Source organism: Bradyrhizobium sp. BRP23 (genome assembly GCF_020194135.1).
Taxonomy (GTDB): domain Bacteria; phylum Pseudomonadota; class Alphaproteobacteria; order Rhizobiales; family Xanthobacteraceae; genus Bradyrhizobium; species Bradyrhizobium yuanmingense.
This window is the reverse complement of sequence record NZ_JADYVW010000004.1, coordinates 625,329-640,196: the sequence shown is the minus strand read 5'-3', so window position 1 is coordinate 640,196 and position 14,868 is coordinate 625,329. Positions and strand designations below refer to the sequence as shown.

Below are 14,868 nucleotides of genomic sequence, written 5' to 3'. Positions count from 1 at the left end.
GCGCAATCCGGGATCTTTGTCGCGGATCGGCTGTCCCGGATTTCGCTTCGCTCCATCCGGGCTACAGGACTTCGAAGCATCAATCGTCGAACATCTTCGGCGGCACGAACCCGCCGAACTCCCGCTCGATCAGCTCGGCGAGCTTGAGCGGCGTGCGATCTTCCAGCCACGGACCGACGATCTGAGCGCCGACGGGCAGACCGTCATTCGTCAGGCCGAGCGGAACCGCCGTCGCAGGCAGGCCGGGAAGCGTTGCGATGCCCGGCCAGGCGAGCTGGTCGGAATAGGGGTAATCCTTGCCGTCGATGCTGATCGTTCGCAGGCGTTGTTCCGGCGAATGATCGTGCGGAAAGGCCGGCGTCGGCATGATCGGGCAGATCACCGCGTCGAAGCTCTTGAACAACGCCCGCCATTGCGCGCGGAGCACGGCGCGGGTCCCTGCGTCGAGGACCCAGGCGCGGTGGCTCGCGGTGATGCCGCGCAGCCGCTCCGCGCCGAGGCTCGTGTCCTCCGGCGAGAGCTGACTTGCCCGCGCATGCGCATCCGCCAGCTCGTCGGGAGGCAGGAACGCGCCGAGGAAGCCCAGCAGCATGCGCATGTAAAGCCGCGACGTCTCCGCGAAGTCCGGGAGCAGCGCGCTCTCGCGTGCGACGGTGACGCCGGCCTTCGCAAGATCGGCTGCGAGCTTGTCGATCGCGCCCCCGACATCCCGGTCGCTCGGCAGCAGGGGATGGCTGTGGATCACCAACACACGAAAATCCCGCAGCGATTGATGCCGCGCGGCCGGCAAATCGAGCTTGTAGGCGATACCGGAATCGAGCGGATCGGGCCCCGCCATGACGTCGAGCAGCAAGGACAGATCCGCAGCATTGCGCGCCATCGGCCCGATGACGGCGAGGTCGCCCTCGCGCGGAATGGCTGGAAACGGCGGCGGGGTCTCGCCGCGCGCCGCGCAGAGATTGAGGGTCGGCTTGTGCGCGAACACGCCGCAATGAAATGCCGGCACACGCAGGGAGCCGCCGATGTCCGAGCCGGTGGCGAGCGCGCAATAGCCTACGGCGAGGGCTGCCGCCGATCCCCCGGACGAACCGCCCGGCGTGCGGCCGAGATCGTAGGGGTTGTTGGTGGTGCCGTAGATGTCGTTGTAGCTCTGCCAGTCGCCGAGGCCGACCGGCACGTTGGTCTTGCCGAGGATCACGCCGCCGGCCTGCTTGATGCGGGTCACCGCCAGCGCGTCTTCCACGGGCTTGAAGCCCTTCTGCGGCACGAATCCCCAGGTCGTCGGCAGGCCTGCGATGTTGAAGGATTCCTTGATCGTCGTGGGCAGGCCGAGCAGCGGCTTGCGCTCGCCGCGTGCCAGCGCCGCATCCGCCTCGCGCGCCGCAACGAGCGCGCGATCGAAGTCGCGCACGCACACCGCGTTGATCCTGCCGTCGTGCCGTTCGATCCGCGCAATCGCATCCTGCGTGAGCTCGACCGCCGAGACCTTCTTCGCACGCAACGCGGCCGACAGTTCGACCGCACTCTTGAAACTCCATTCCGATCCGGCCACGGCGTTTCTCCCGCTCTGGTTGCTCGAGGATGATGCGCAGTCTGGCGGAATCTCGCAACGGCTGTTTGATGGAGATTGATGTGCTGCTAGCCGTAAACAGCGAATGTGATACGAGCTACGTCGCCCCCAGCCGTGGTTCCCCCGTCCAGATCAGGCCACGCCCGCCTTGGCGAGGAAGTCGAGCAGCAACCTGCTCACCGCGGCCGGCTGCTCCTGCTGGACCCAATGGCCTGCGCCGTCGACGAGATGGCAGCCGAGCATCTTCGTGCACGCGCTGCGCTGCATTGTCTCGAAAGCGCCGGCCCGTTGATAGGTGCCCCAATCCTGCTTGCCCGAGATGAAGCAGGAGGGCACATCGATGCTGCGGCCGGCAAACAGCTGCATCTCGTTGTTGAGTGTGCCCGACGTGCCGTAGCGGTACCATTGCAGCCCGCCCTGAAATCCGGTGCGGCTGTATTCGGCGCTGTAATAGGCAAGGTCGCTATCCGGCAGCCATTGGTTCGCGGCGATCGCGGCCGGCGAGGGCATCTCCTTCGCGACCGTCTCGGCCATGGTCTCATGCAAGTCCATCACGTAATAGGTCGGCAGCTTCGCCAGCTCCTGCGCCGACCATGCTTGCAGCGGATAGGGCTTGTTGTCGGGCCAGTCCGCGCTCTTGTGATGATAATAGGCGCGTAGGAAATCATGCACGCCTTGCGGTGCATGCTGCATGTCGGCATTGGCTTCGCGTGTCGAATAGTACCATTGATAGTGCTTGCGTGGCCGCGGCAGCGCGGCGAGCTCGCGATGCACGGGGGCCTCCACCGCGGGCTTTGCCGGTTTGTCGACCGTGCCGAACGGCAGCGGCGGCGGTCCGCCGAACGGCGCGCTCATCATCGTCACCGAACGAAACACGTCGGGCCGGATCAAGGCGCACCATGCCGCGACCGGGCTGCCAAAATCATGTCCGACCACATCGACCTGCCTGTAGCCGAACGCCGACACCAGGCCGAGCGCATCGCGCACGAGATTGAGAAGCGAGAACGGCGCGAGAGGGCCGTCGTACTCCGCGCTCCATCCCGTGGTGCGTCCGTAGCCGCGCTGGTCCGGTGCGATCACGTGGTAGCCGGCCGCGCTGAGCGCCGGCATCACCTTGCGCCAGGAGAAGGCGAGCTCGGGAAAGCCGTGTAGCAGCAGGATGCAAGGCCGTCCTTTGGTCTCGAATCCGGCCTCCAGCACATGCATCCGCAAGCCGTTGATGCCCTCGACGTGACGCGAGCGGATGCCGGCGGGCAGGGGGATGTCGGGGAGCGCGGTCATGGTATTCTCCACACGGGCAGTATCGTAGGGTGGGTTAGCCCCGGGGATTGCGCGAAGCGCAAGCCGCGCGGCGTAACCCACCTCTTTATCCTCCGCGGAGGCAGAAGTGGTGGGTTACGCTCGGCGTCTGCGCTTCGCGCAGCCGCAGAGCTAACCCACCCTACGACAGCCAGACTAAACCGCCACACATTCGAACGCGTTGCCCTTGCTCCTGATCTTCCCGACCGACGGCGAGGGGAAATGCGCGGTGCAGCACAGCGTGTCGGTGTCGCAATAGCGTTCCAGGAAGCTGCGGCGCGTTTTCGCGGCTTCGGCCGGATCGACGTCGAACTTGATCGACAGCTCCGGATAGAGCGTCTGCAGCGGCGAGTGCATGAGATCGCCGGAGAACACCGCATCGTCCTTGCCGCGGCCCATCGTGATGGCGATATGGCCGGGCGTGTGACCCGGCGTCGGCAGGATGCGGACGTGGTCGCCGATCTCGTGGTCGTTGCCGACGAGCTCGTGCCTGTTGGCCTCAACCACCGGCAACACGCTGTCGACGAATGGCGGGATCTCCGTCTTCTCGTTCTGCGCGGACCAGTGATCGAATTCCTGCTTGGCGAACAAATAGCGCGCCTTGGGGAAGGTCGGCACCCAGCGGCCGTTCTCAAGCCGCGTATTCCAGCCGACGTGATCGACATGCAGATGCGTGCACATCACGAAGTCGATGTCGTCGACCGAAAACCCCGCGGCGCCGAGGCCGCGCAAATAGGTGTCGTCGGTCTTCATGTTCCATTTCGGCCGCGGCCGCGGCTTGTCGTTGCCGATGCAGCTGTCGACCAGGATGGTGTGGTGCGGCGTCTTCACCACGTAGGACTGGAAGCACAGCAGCAGCACGTCCTCATCGTCCAGTGCCTTCGCCTCGCGCATCCAAGCCCGGTTCTCGGCCAGCACGTCCGGCGTCAGTCCAGGCAGCATCTCCAGCGCCGGGACGAACGAGGTCTCCTGCTCGATGATGCGATGGATGGTGAGATCGCCGACCGAGAATCTGAGGCTCATGAGAACTCCCGAGACTTATGCCGCTGGCGGCACCGAGATCTTGACGGAGGGCCGCTCCAGCATCCTCTGGTGGAATGCGTCGAGCTTCGGAAAGGCCTTACGCCAGCCGCAATCGGCGAAGCGGAAGTCGGCATAGCCGAGCACGCAAACGAGGCCGATCTGCGAGATGTCGAACGGGCCGTTCAGCACGTCAGGCATGTTCTCGAAGCGCGCCATGCCGGTCCAGGCCCTGTTCCAGTGGTCGTCCGACCAAGCCTGCCATTGCAGGCCCTGCGGCCGCACCATCTTCTCGTAGCGGCACAGCAGCATGGAATCGAGCATGCCGTTGATCAGCGAGTGATTGGTCTTGGCTTTCCAGCGCCGCGGGCCGTAATCCGGGATCAGGCTGCCGCCGGCGATCTCGTTGAGATATTCGACGATGACATAGGAATCCAGGATCACGTCGCCGTCATTGGTGATCAGCACCGGCAGCTTCTTCAGCGGCGTGATCTTCGAATAATCCTCGTTGGCGGTGCCCGGCGTGACGCTCGCGGGCACGAGCTCGATCTTGTCGATCAGCCCGAGCTCGATCGCAGCGATGCGCACCTTGCGGGCAAAGGGCGAGGCGGGGGAGAAGGTGAGCTTCATGGAGAGTATCCCACAAATGAACGTTTTGTTTCGTCATTGCGAGGAGCGAAGCGACGAAGCAATCCAGAGTGTTGCCGCGGAGGGATTCTGGATTGCTTCGCTTCGCTCGCAATGACGGCGAGAGGGCGGAGGCTCACGCCGCCACGATCTCCTGGCGCTGCTCGCCGAGGCCTTCGATGCCGAGCGTGACGACGTCGCCGACATTGAGGAAGGTCGGTGGCTTCATGCCGAGGCCGACGCCCGGCGGGGTGCCCGTTGTGATGACGTCGCCGGGCAGGAGCGTCATGAACTGCGAGACATAGGAGATGCACTTGGCCATCGAGAAGATCATGGTCTTGGTCGAGCCGGTCTGGCGGCGCTGGCCGTTGACGTCGAGCCACATCGACAGGTTCTGCACGTCCTTGATCTCGTCCTTGGTGGCGAGCCACGGCCCGAGCGGGCCGAACGTGTCGTGCGACTTGCCCTTGGTCCACTGGCCCAGGCGCTCGATCTGGAAAGCGCGCTCGGAGACGTCGTTGCAGACGCAATAGCCGGCGACGTGGTTCAGCGCGTCGGCTTCCGAGACGTATTTGGCGCGGGTGCCGATGATGGCGGCGATCTCGACCTCCCAGTCGAGCTTGGTCGAGCCGCGCGGCTTCTCGACGGGATCATTCGGGCCCGACAGCGAGGTATTGGCCTTCATGAAGATGATCGGCTCGCTCGGAATCTCGGCGCCGGTCTCCTTGGCATGGTCGGAATAGTTGAGGCCGATCGCGACGAATTTCGAGATACCGGTGACGGGGGCGCCGAACCGGGGCTTGCCGGAGACGGCGGGCAGCGAGGCGGGATCGAGCGCGGCCAGCTTCTTCAGGGATTCAGGCGAATAGGCCTCGCCGGTGAGGTCCTTCAGATGCGCCGACAGGTCGCGCAACTGGCCGGATCTGTCGATCAGGCCGGGCTTTTCCGCACCCTTCTCGCCATAACGAACAAGCTTCATTCTCGTTTCTCCCTGGGAATGGACCGATCGGTTAACTGCTTCATGGAACAGGGCGGCGGGAAATTCAACCGCCCAAAACGGGCATCACCCCAGCGCCACGAACCTGAATGCGTCGCCGTCTCGCTTGATATGTCCGGCGGAATAATGACCGCCGATCACCAGTGTGGGTGTGTCGGCAAAGCGCGAGAACACCGCATGCCGGCTTGCCGCCGAACGCGCGGGATCAGTATCCACAGTCGAGCACCAGTCGAGATGGGCCATCTGGCAGGGATGATGGGCAACGTCGCCGGTCAGAAGCGCCTGCTCGCCGTCGGACTCGATCAGGACGCTCATGTGCCCCGGGCTGTGACCGGGAGTTGGGATCATTTCGATCTCCTCGCAAAGCCGATGGTCACTCGGAACCAGATCGGCCTGGCCGGCATCGACCACTGGCTTCACGGAGTCGTTGAACACCGCGACCTTGTCCGGCTCGGCCGTGTAATCACGCCAATGATCATATTCGGTCCTGCCGAAAACATAGCGCGCCTTCGGGAACGTCGGCACCCATCCGCCGTCAACCAGCCGCGTATTCCAGCCGACATGGTCGACGTGAAGATGCGTGCACAGCACGGTGTCGATGCTGTCAGGCGGAAACCCCGCCGCGGTCATGGTCTCCAAGAACGGCGTGCTGCGGTTGTTCCAGGTGGGGACGCCGCGGCCTTGCTTGTCGTTGCCGAGGCCGGTGTCCACCACGATCCGGCGCGTCGGCGTCTCCACCACCAGCGAGTGGATCGACATTTTCAGCCGGCCTTCGTCGGTGGCGAAATGCGGGATCAGCCAGGGCAGCTTCTGGATCTCGTCATGGGTGGCTGCCGGCAGGATGAAGCGGGTCGAGCCGACCGTCTCCATTTCGACGAATTTCGTGATCCTGACCTTGCCGACCTTCCACTGCATCCGCCGCCTCCCATTTTCTTGCTCTTGCGCTGGAACATGCACGTTTTCTGCCATCGGGCGCAATGGATCATCTGAGGTGATGTGGCGTTATCGCGGGGAACTGGATGCTAGCCGAAGAGGACGCCATGCCAGAGCTTGCGATTTCCGCGGAAAAGGTCGCCTTTATCATCGAGAAGGCGCGCGAATTCGACGTCAAGGAGGGGGCTTCTGATCCGGACTCCGGCTCGAACGCGGCCGACGACGATATGATGGACGTCCTCGACGACGATGGCTCCGATCCTGTCGTCCAGGAGCTCGGAAGCTTCATGATCGCCCTGAACGAGGACGAGCAGCTCGACCTCGTCGCGCTGACCTGGCTCGGCCGCGGCGACGGCACGATCGATGACTGGGACGATCTGCGCGCCCGCGCGTCGGAGGCGCGCCGTGAATATGGCAGCCCACGCCGCGAAACGGTGCACTATCTGCTCGGCGAGCCCATGCTGGGCGATCTGCTCGCGAACGGGCTCGACGAATTCGGCATCGACTGGACCGATGAGCGCACCACCGCCGATTCCTCCGCTCCGAGCCAGCAGGATGAGGACGAGCCGACCAAGCAGCGGTGATGATTTTACCTCGCCCCGCTTGCGGGGAGAGGTGGGCGCGAAGCGCCGGGTGAGGGGGAGTCTCCGCGAGTCCGACTGTCACCGTGCTTGCGGAGAGAGCCCCTCACCCCAACCCTCTCCCCCGTAAGAACGGGGCGAGGGAGTACATCTGCAAACGCGACTACAGCGTCCCCGGGAACGCGCCACCATCCAGCAGAATGTTCTGTCCGGTGATGAAGCCGGCCTTGGCGCCGCACAGGAAGGCGCAGGCATAGCCGAATTCGTCGGGCTGACCGAAGCGCCCCGCGGGGTTGAGCTTGGCGCGCTCGGCCAGGATCTGCTGCGGTGTGACACCGCGCTTGTCGGCTTCGCCCTTCGCGGTGCTGGTCAGGCGATCGGTCTCGAACGGGCCCGGCAGCAAGCCGTTGATGGTGACGTTGTTGATCACCGTCTTGCGCGACAGGCCGGCGATGAAGCCGGTGAGGCCGGCGCGCGCGCCATTGGAGAGGCCGAGAATGTCGATCGGCGCCTTCACCGCGGCCGAAGTGATGTTGACGATGCGGCCGAACTTGCGTGCCATCATGCCGTCGACCGTCGCCTTGATCAGCTCGATCGGGGTCAGCATGTTGGCGTCGATCGCCTTGATCCAGTCGTCGCGGGTCCAGTTGCGGAAATCGCCGGGCGGCGGGCCGCCGGCATTGTTGATCAGGATGTCGGGCTCGGGGCAGGCCTTCAGCACCGCCTCGCGGCCCGCCGGCGTCGTGATGTCGCCGACGATCTCGGTGACCGTCACGTCGGGATAGGCCTTGCGGATCTCGTCGGCGGTCTTCTTCAGCGCATCAGCGCCGCGCGCGGTCAGCGTGACGTCAACGCCGGCCTCCGCCAGCGAGAAGGCGCAGGCGCGCCCGAGGCCCTTGCTGGATGCACAGACGATGGCGCGGCGACCTTTGATCCCAAGATCCACTGTTTCACTCCCGTAAATGTCAGGCAGGTTGGACGGCGGCTACATTAGCCAACTGTGATGCCGCTGATAAGGGATCGGCCCGCACCAAAATGCATGCGCCTCGCGGCTAGCGATGCAAATGCGCCAGATCAGATCCGCCGCTCCTGCTTGAGGCGGTCGATCGCGGCGGCAGCCTCCGGCGGCAGGGACTTGAAGCCCATCTGGCCCGCGGTCGAGAACAGCGGCCGCAGATGCGAGCCGGCGAGGAAGGGCGGCTGGCGGTTCGTCGGCACGATCTGATCGAACACCAGCACCAAGGTGGTGGCGACGAGGCCGACCCTGACGGCGCCGAGCGCCGCGCCGCCGAGCCGGTCGCCGAGGCCGGCCTCGCCGATCGTGTCGTTCAGCGCGATGCGGCCGATGTGGCCGAACAGCATGCCGACGACCACGAAGATGGCGAAGAACCAGATCCAGTTCTGCAGCAGCGGCGAGTTCGGATTGCCGGCGATCTGCGGTGCGATCAGCGGCATCAGCGCCACCGCGATCGGGGCGGCGAGCAGATAGGCGAGGATGGTCATGGCGCTGCGTAGCAGCCCGGTCCTGAACCCCAAGCCGACCGCGACTGCCAGCGCGGCATAGACGGCGAGATCGAAACTGTTCATGCGCGAAAGCCCTGCCTCGACGGAACGAATGAACGCCGAGCCGATCATTCCGGTTTCAGATCGCTAAAATCGTCTGTATTGGTGGCTCCAAAGCTTAAAGGAACCGTCCAAGGAACGCGTCATGTCAGACCTATTCGACGTCAGTAAAGAAACCATCCTCGTCACGGGTGCGAGCCAGGGGCTCGGCCGGCAATTTGCCCGGGTGCTGGCGGCGCATGGTGCGGCCGTGGCGCTCGCTGCGCGGCAGACCGACAAATTGAAGGGCCTGGAAGAGGAGATCCGCGGCAAGGGTGGTCGCGCCGCTGCGGTCGCGCTCGACGTCACCGACACCGCCTCGATCGCCAGGGCGGTCGATGCCGCCGAGGCCGCGCTCGGCCCCGTCACCGTGCTGATCAACAATGCCGGCATCGCCATCGAGAAGCTCGCGACCGAGCAGACCGAGGCGGATTGGGACGCCGTGATCGGTGCCAATCTCAAAGGCGCCTATTTCCTCGCAACCGAAGTGGCGCGCCGCATGATCGCGCGCAAGCAGCCGGGCAACATCGTCAACATCGCCTCCGTGCTCGGCACCGGCGTCTTGAAGGCGCTCTCGCCTTACGCGATCTCCAAGGCCGGCATCATCCAGGCGACGAGAGCGATGGCACTGGAGCTCGCGGGCCAGAACATCCGCATCAACGCGCTGGCGCCCGGCTATATCGACACCGAGATGAACCACGCCTTCTGGTCGACGCCGGCAGGCGAGCGCCTCGCCAAGCGCATCCCGCAACGCCGCGTCGGCGCCGAGTCCGATCTCGACGGCGCGATTCTGCTGCTGGCGTCGAATGCGTCGCGCTACATGACGGGGAGCGTGGTGACCGTGGACGGCGGGTTCCTGCTGAATTGAGCCCAACTGTCGTCCCGGACAAGCGCGCCCCAAGCGCGCGCCGATCCGGGACCCATAACCACAGGACGTGGTTTGCCGAAGACTCGGAGTTGCCATCTCGCGGCACGACTTCTCCCTGTGGTTATGGGTCCCGGATCGGCGCTTACGCTTGTCCGGGACGACAGCGGCATATGACGCGACACCGTCGCCTAACTCGCCCGCATCTCTCCACGGATCATATCCGCCGCCTTCTCCCCGATCATGATGGTCGGCGCATTGGTGTTGCCGCCGACCAGCGTCGGCATGATCGAGGCGTCGACGACGCGCAATCCTCCGATGCCATGCACCTTCAACGCCGGATCGACCACGGCCATCGCGTCGGTGCCCATCTTACAGGTGCCGACGGGGTGATAGACGGTGTCGACACGCGCGCGCAGAATGGCGCGGATGTCCTCGTCCGTCTTCACGTCGGATGTGAACATGTCCTTCTTCTGCAGCGCCCGCATCGCAGGCGTCTCCATCAGTCGCCGCGTCGTCTTGAAGCCGGCGACCATCGCCTCGAGATCCTCCGCCTCGCCCAAGAAGTTCGGGTCGATCATCGGCGCTGCGAGCGGATCGGCGCTCTTCAGCCCAATACTGCCGCGGCTCTTCGGTCTGAGCAGACAGAAATGGCACGAGAAGCCCGCCTCCTTGTGCTTCTTGCGGCCGTGGTCGTCGAGCATCGCGATGACGAAGTGGAGCTGGATATCAGGCACGTCGAGATCGGGCCGGGTTTTCAGGAAGCCGCCGCACTCGGCGAAATTGGTGGTCATCACGCCGCGCCGTTCGCGGCGATAGCGCTGGATACCGCGCAGCAGGGATGGCAGCCGACCGAGCGAGGCGTGAACGAAGTGCGGATAGTCGGAGGCGTAGACGAACACGAAATCCGGATGGTCCTGCAGATTGCGCCCGACGCCCGGAAGGTGATGCACGACGCCGATGCCGTGGGCGGCAAGCGCATCGCCGTCGCCTAGTCCCGACAGCATCAATAGCTGCGGCGACTGGAAGGCGCCGGCGGCGAGGATCACCTCGCGGCGGGCGCGCAGCTGCCTTGTCTGCTTGCCCTGCACATATTCGATGCCGACCGCGCGCCCAGCTTCGAACAGGATCTTCGTTGCCTGCGCTCCCGTCTCGACCCGCAAATTGGCGCGCTTGCCCAGGTGAGGAGCCACATAAGCCCGCGCCGCGCTCCAGCGCTCGCCGCCCCGCTGGGTCACCTGGTAGCTGCCGAGCCCTTCATGGTCCTCGGCATTGAAGTCCTCGCGGATGCGAAACTGCGCCTCGCGTGCGGCCTGATGGAAGATGTCGTGAATCGGATTGTCCGAGCGCAGCCGGTTGACATGCAGCGGTCCGCCCTTGCCGTGATATTCGCCGTCGAAATCGGCGTTGTCCTCCGAGCGCTTGAAGTAGGGCAGCACGTCCGCATATGACCAGCCGGCATTGCCGAGCGCGGCCCAGTGGTCGTAATCGCATTTGTGGCCGCGGATATAGACCATGGCGTTGATCGCCGAGGACCCGCCGAGGCCCTTGCCGCGCGGCTGATAGCCGATGCGGCCGTTCAATCCCTTCTGCGGCACGGTATCGAAGGCCCAGTTGGCCGCGGCATAGGGCAACGCGAGCCCGAATGGCGTCGTGATCCGCCAGGTGTCGTTGCGTCCCCCTGCATCGAGCAGCGCGACGGATGTGCCCGCATCCTCCGACAGCCGCCCCGCAATTGTGCAGCCGCCCGAGCCCGCGCCCACGACGACGAAGTCGAATGTGTCGGTCAATGTTTGTCCCCCCGTTTACCGTCATTCTGGGGCGCGCGAAGCGCGAACCCGGAATCTCGAGGTTCGCTTCGCCTCCCGGAACGGCACCCCGGCGTTTTCGGCCTTAATCTTGTTGCCGCAGGCTGGCCGTTTGTGGAACTTCTGGCAAGAGCGCGCGGAACGGCGCGGAAACTCGTCGATTCCCCTGTCATAAAGTCGAAAAAAACGTTCCCGCAGCCCTTTCCAAAGGCAGCCCGCCTTGATACATACCCCCCGCACCCGACGGGCATTGCCCCTCGGGTCGCCTTCCAAGGAAGCCTTTGGGACGGAAGTGGAAAGCCAGCGCGACCAGCGCCGGCCTCAACCGACCGTCCCCAGGATTTAACCGAAGGCACGCAAAGGTTTAACGCGGGGTGGAGCAGCCCGGTAGCTCGTCAGGCTCATAACCTGAAGGTCATAGGTTCAAATCCTATCCCCGCAACCAAATTCGGATTGACCGGATCCGAGACGGAAACGGCCCGCGCGAAGCGGGCCGTTTTTGTTTTGGCGATGGGATCGCCGCTACCTCGCCGCGGTCTGCCAGGCGAGTAGCCGCTGCTCGACCAGTGACATCGCAACCGACGTCAAATATCCGGTCGCACCGAGCAGGATGACGCCGGCGAAGAGGTCTGCGGATCGGAACGCGCGCGCCGAGAGCAGCACCCAATGACCAAGGCCGTCGAGGCCGGCCAGGATCTCGCAGACCACCGAGAGGATCAGCGCAACCGTCAGGCTGAGCCGCATGCCCGCGAGGATATCCGGCAATGCCGAGGGCAGGGCGATCTTGGCGATGATTGCGGTGCGCGACATCTGCAGCGAGCGGGCGACCTCATAGAGCCGCGGCTCGACTGCGGCAAAGCCGTGAACGGTTGCGAGCATGATCGGCCAGATCGCGCCGAAGGCGATCACGAACAGCGCCATGCCTTGCGTCAGCCCGAGCATCGCGATTGCGACCGGGATGATCGCCGAGACCGGCAGGGGCCTTAAGAATTCCAGCGACGGCGCGACATAGGCGCGCATCATCCGGGACGAACCGATCAGCGCGCCAAGCGCAATGCCGGCGATCGAGGCGGCGAACCAGCCATAGGCCATGTGCTCCAGCGTGCCGATGAGCTTGCCCGCGAGATCGCCGCTGGAAAAGCCGCGCACCAAAGCGGCCCAGGCGCGGTCCGGACCGGGCAGGAACACCGGCGACACTAGCTTCAGATTGGCGACGAGTTGCCACGCCGCGATGAAGCCGGCTGCGACGAGGGCGCTTGCGACACGCCAGAGGATCGCGGTGCGCTTCATGGATTGTCTCCGGCGAGCGCGGCGCGGCCGAACAGACGGCGCTGGGCGGCGATCAACAGCATGTTCAGCGCGTAGCCGATCGCGCCGATCCAGACGAGATAGGCGAGCATCAGGTCGGCGCGCAGGGCCTGCTGTGCCAGCATGATGCCGGCACCCAAGCCGATCGGGTTGATGGCGATCTCGACGGTGACCGCGACGATCAGGGCGATCCCGGCCGACAGGCGGAAGGCGACAAAGATCCGCGGCAGTGCGGCCGGGATCACGATCTTCGCGATCCGTTGCGGCGCGCTCAGCCGCAAGGCCCGCGACACTTCCATCAATCGCGGCTCGATGCTACGCACCGCGCTGCGGGTCATGATCAGCATCGGCCAGACGCAGGCGAACGCCACGATCACGATCTCCATCCGGTAGCCGAAGCCGAGCGCGATCAACGCAATCGGCAGCAGCGCGATCGAGGGAATCGGGCGGATCGCCTCGACCGTCACCTCCATCAGCCGGTCAAGCGGACGCGAAATGCCGAAGGCGATGCCGAGCGCAAGCCCGATGGCGCTGCCGATGGAAAGACCCGCGAAGGCAGCGAACAGCGTGTCGCGGGTCGCGATCGGGATCGAGAGATCGGCGAGCGCCGTGGCCAGCGCCGCGAGGATTGCGCTCGGCGGCGCCAGGCTGTCGCTTTGCAGATGGGTGAGGCGCGCCCAGAGCTCAAACGCCAGCACCAGCGCCAGCGGCAGCAGCAAGGGCTTGGTGCGATCGAGGCTCAATGCTCGGTCGCCTTGATGAAGTCGAACAATTGCCGGCGCAGCCGCAGGAATTCCGGATGCTCGCGGGTGGCGAGCTGGTCGCGCGGACGCGGCAGGTCGACGTCGAGCTCGATCCCGATCCGGCCCGGATGCGGCAAGAGGCCGATGACGCGGTCGCCGAGATAGATCGCCTCGTCGAGATCGTGGGTCACGAAGATCACGGTGGTCTCGCTCGCCTGCGTCAGCGACAGGACCTCGTCCTGCAAGCCCTGCCGCGTCATCGCATCCAGCGCGCCGAACGGCTCGTCCATCAGCAGGGTGGTCGGCTCCTGCGCAAGGCAGCGCGCGATCTGCAGGCGCTGCTGCATGCCCCCGGACATCTCGGTCGGATATTTGTCGGCATGACCGGGCAGTCCGACCTTCCGCAGCAGCGCCTCGATGCGTGCGCCGCGTTCGCGCGCCGGCACGCGCGATGCTTCCAGCGCCAGCGAGATGTTTCCGGCCGCGGTCCGCCACGGCAACAGCGCCTTGCCGTAATCCTGGAACACGATCGCGACCTCACGCCGCGGCTCGGTGATCTCTTCGCCCTCAAACGTCACCGCGCCGCTCGTGGGGCGATAGAGACCTGCGGCGAGCCGCAGCGCCGTGGTCTTGCCGCAGCCGGAGGCGCCGACGATGCAGAGGAATTCGCCCGGCCGCACCTGAAGATCGAGATTCTCGATGATGGTCTTGCCGCCGAGCCGCAGCGTCGCGGCATTGAACGCGATCAGCGGTTTCTGCCGCCGCGCGGCGCGCGCCTCAATGAGCCTTGCAACGACGCTCATGATTGTTCCCCGCTCACCTGCGGATAGACGAAATCGATGGTCGAGTGCAGATGCGCCGCCAGCATTTTTTGCGCGGCGGCCACGTCGCGGGCGAGCACGAGGTCGGCGAGCATCTGGTGACTGCGGATGAATCTCTCGCCGCTGTCGATGGCGCCCATCATCACGCGGCGGTAGCGGTAGGCCTGGTCGTAGAGGTCGGAGTGGGCGGCCAGCATGCGCCGCGAGCCGCAGGCGGCGAGCAGCGCTGTGTGGAAGCCCTTGTGCAGCCGGTCGAACTCCGCCGCGCCCTCGCGGAATTCGTCGCCGGTGCGCTCGATGTGTCGGCGCATCTGATGCAGCGCGCTGATGATGCCGGCCTCCCAGGCAGCATCGCCGTGGAGGATGGCGAGCTTGACCGCCTCGATCTCGACCGCCGTCCGCATGCAGGTGATGTCGGCGAGATCCTCGCGGCTGACCTCGGCGACGCGGAAGCCGCGCTGGCCGATGCCGACGATGAGGCCGCGCGACATCAACCGCGACAGGCCTTCGCGCAGGGGCGTGGCGCCGATATCGTAACGTTGCACGAGGTCGAGGATGCCCAGCCGCGATCCCGGTGCGAGATCTCCCGCCAGGATGTCCTGCTCGATGAGGTTTGCGGCACGCTCGCTCAAGGTGCCGGCTTCCGTCGGCAGGCGTTCGAGAGTGCGCTCGGGAGCTGGCATCGTCGATATCC

At 65.3% G+C, this 14,868-nt stretch carries 15 protein-coding genes and 1 tRNA gene; 3 read left to right on the top strand and 13 right to left on the bottom strand.

Annotated elements, in window-relative coordinates; all coding sequences use genetic code 11:
- Positions 1–79 precede the first annotated feature (79 nt).
- The 6 genes from I6F24_RS14610 to I6F24_RS14585 all read right to left on the bottom strand — a co-directional run bounded on the left by I6F24_RS14610 (position 80) and on the right by I6F24_RS14585 (position 6,428).
- Complete coding sequence (locus I6F24_RS14610; RefSeq protein WP_225149365.1) at positions 80–1,552, bottom strand: amidase; 1,473 nt, start codon at positions 1,550–1,552, stop codon at positions 80–82.
- A 150-nt stretch (positions 1,553–1,702) separates the two neighbouring features.
- Positions 1,703–2,851: an alpha/beta hydrolase gene (locus tag I6F24_RS14605; RefSeq protein ID WP_276573665.1), complete on the bottom strand. Its 1,149-nt coding sequence runs from the start codon at positions 2,849–2,851 to the stop codon at positions 1,703–1,705.
- A 174-nt stretch (positions 2,852–3,025) separates the two neighbouring features.
- Positions 3,026–3,892: an MBL fold metallo-hydrolase gene (locus I6F24_RS14600; RefSeq protein ID WP_225149364.1), complete on the bottom strand. Its 867-nt coding sequence runs from the start codon at positions 3,890–3,892 to the stop codon at positions 3,026–3,028.
- A gap of 15 nt (positions 3,893–3,907) precedes the next feature.
- Positions 3,908–4,519 carry a glutathione S-transferase family protein gene (locus I6F24_RS14595; RefSeq protein ID WP_225139427.1) on the bottom strand — a complete coding sequence of 204 codons (612 nt, stop codon included), beginning with the start codon at positions 4,517–4,519 and terminating at the stop codon, positions 3,908–3,910.
- A gap of 133 nt (positions 4,520–4,652) precedes the next feature.
- Positions 4,653–5,495, bottom strand: a complete 843-nt coding sequence (locus I6F24_RS14590; protein ID WP_035997147.1) for a fumarylacetoacetate hydrolase family protein — start codon at positions 5,493–5,495, stop codon at positions 4,653–4,655.
- Positions 5,496–5,579: 84 nt separating this feature from the next.
- Positions 5,580–6,428 (bottom strand): MBL fold metallo-hydrolase, encoded by an 849-nt coding sequence (locus I6F24_RS14585; RefSeq protein WP_225139426.1) that lies wholly within the window; start codon positions 6,426–6,428, stop codon positions 5,580–5,582.
- 125 nt (positions 6,429–6,553) lie between these two features.
- Here I6F24_RS14585 and I6F24_RS14580 point away from each other — a divergent pair, with 125 nt between their 5' ends.
- On the top strand, positions 6,554–7,030 hold the full coding sequence (locus tag I6F24_RS14580) for a DUF3775 domain-containing protein (RefSeq protein WP_035997316.1): 477 nt from the start codon (positions 6,554–6,556) through the stop codon (positions 7,028–7,030).
- Between the two features lie 160 nt (positions 7,031–7,190).
- Here the strand turns inward: I6F24_RS14580 and I6F24_RS14575 are convergent, their stop codons facing one another.
- Entirely contained in the window at positions 7,191–7,973 is a 783-nt protein-coding gene (locus tag I6F24_RS14575) for an SDR family oxidoreductase (protein WP_035997153.1), read from the bottom strand.
- Positions 7,974–8,101: 128 nt separating this feature from the next.
- On the bottom strand, positions 8,102–8,614 hold the full coding sequence (locus I6F24_RS14570; RefSeq protein WP_036021099.1) for a CvpA family protein: 513 nt from the start codon (positions 8,612–8,614) through the stop codon (positions 8,102–8,104).
- Between the two features lie 121 nt (positions 8,615–8,735).
- On the opposite strand from I6F24_RS14570, the gene I6F24_RS14565 reads away from it, so the two are divergent.
- Positions 8,736–9,497 carry an SDR family oxidoreductase gene (locus I6F24_RS14565; RefSeq protein ID WP_225149363.1) on the top strand — a complete coding sequence of 254 codons (762 nt, stop codon included), beginning with the start codon at positions 8,736–8,738 and terminating at the stop codon, positions 9,495–9,497.
- A gap of 188 nt (positions 9,498–9,685) precedes the next feature.
- On the opposite strand, the gene I6F24_RS14560 is transcribed toward I6F24_RS14565, so the two are convergent.
- A complete protein-coding gene (locus tag I6F24_RS14560; protein ID WP_225149362.1) occupies positions 9,686–11,284 on the bottom strand; it encodes a choline dehydrogenase in 1,599 nt (532 codons plus the stop codon).
- Positions 11,285–11,670: 386 nt separating this feature from the next.
- On the opposite strand from I6F24_RS14560, the gene I6F24_RS14555 reads away from it, so the two are divergent.
- A tRNA-Met gene (locus tag I6F24_RS14555) sits at positions 11,671–11,747 on the top strand.
- A gap of 77 nt (positions 11,748–11,824) precedes the next feature.
- Here I6F24_RS14555 and I6F24_RS14550 read toward each other — a convergent pair.
- From I6F24_RS14550 to I6F24_RS14535, 4 genes are read right to left on the bottom strand one after another with little or no spacing between them, the layout of a single operon-like run.
- Entirely contained in the window at positions 11,825–12,592 is a 768-nt protein-coding gene (locus tag I6F24_RS14550) for an ABC transporter permease (protein WP_225149361.1), read from the bottom strand.
- Entirely contained in the window at positions 12,589–13,353 is a 765-nt protein-coding gene (locus I6F24_RS14545; protein ID WP_109142297.1) for an ABC transporter permease subunit, read from the bottom strand. Before I6F24_RS14545 ends, I6F24_RS14550 begins: the two co-directional genes overlap by 4 nt.
- Positions 13,350–14,156 (bottom strand): ABC transporter ATP-binding protein, encoded by an 807-nt coding sequence (locus I6F24_RS14540; RefSeq protein WP_036020982.1) that lies wholly within the window; start codon positions 14,154–14,156, stop codon positions 13,350–13,352. Before I6F24_RS14540 ends, I6F24_RS14545 begins: the two co-directional genes overlap by 4 nt.
- Positions 14,153–14,857: an FCD domain-containing protein gene (locus tag I6F24_RS14535; RefSeq protein WP_225126625.1), complete on the bottom strand. Its 705-nt coding sequence runs from the start codon at positions 14,855–14,857 to the stop codon at positions 14,153–14,155. The genes I6F24_RS14540 and I6F24_RS14535 overlap by 4 nt, the downstream gene beginning before the upstream one ends.
- Positions 14,858–14,868: the final 11 nt, after the last annotated feature.

Bases quoted from the DNA above. Each gene is read 5' to 3' on its own strand.
- I6F24_RS14570 (WP_036021099.1), bottom strand. From the start codon at position 8,614: ATGAACAGTTTCGATCTCGCCGTCTATGCCGCGCTGGCAGTCGCGGTC.
- I6F24_RS14590 (WP_035997147.1), bottom strand. From the start codon at position 5,495: ATGAAGCTTGTTCGTTATGGCGAGAAGGGTGCGGAAAAGCCCGGCCTG.
- I6F24_RS14550 (WP_225149361.1), bottom strand. From the start codon at position 12,592: ATGAAGCGCACCGCGATCCTCTGGCGTGTCGCAAGCGCCCTCGTCGCA.
- I6F24_RS14540 (WP_036020982.1), bottom strand. From the start codon at position 14,156: ATGAGCGTCGTTGCAAGGCTCATTGAGGCGCGCGCCGCGCGGCGGCAG.
- I6F24_RS14595 (WP_225139427.1), bottom strand. From the start codon at position 4,519: ATGAAGCTCACCTTCTCCCCCGCCTCGCCCTTTGCCCGCAAGGTGCGC.
- I6F24_RS14580 (WP_035997316.1), top strand. From the start codon at position 6,554: ATGCCAGAGCTTGCGATTTCCGCGGAAAAGGTCGCCTTTATCATCGAG.
- I6F24_RS14535 (WP_225126625.1), bottom strand. From the start codon at position 14,857: ATGCCAGCTCCCGAGCGCACTCTCGAACGCCTGCCGACGGAAGCCGGC.
- I6F24_RS14585 (WP_225139426.1), bottom strand. From the start codon at position 6,428: ATGCAGTGGAAGGTCGGCAAGGTCAGGATCACGAAATTCGTCGAAATG.
- I6F24_RS14565 (WP_225149363.1), top strand. From the start codon at position 8,736: ATGTCAGACCTATTCGACGTCAGTAAAGAAACCATCCTCGTCACGGGT.
- I6F24_RS14600 (WP_225149364.1), bottom strand. From the start codon at position 3,892: ATGAGCCTCAGATTCTCGGTCGGCGATCTCACCATCCATCGCATCATC.
- I6F24_RS14605 (WP_276573665.1), bottom strand. From the start codon at position 2,851: ATGACCGCGCTCCCCGACATCCCCCTGCCCGCCGGCATCCGCTCGCGT.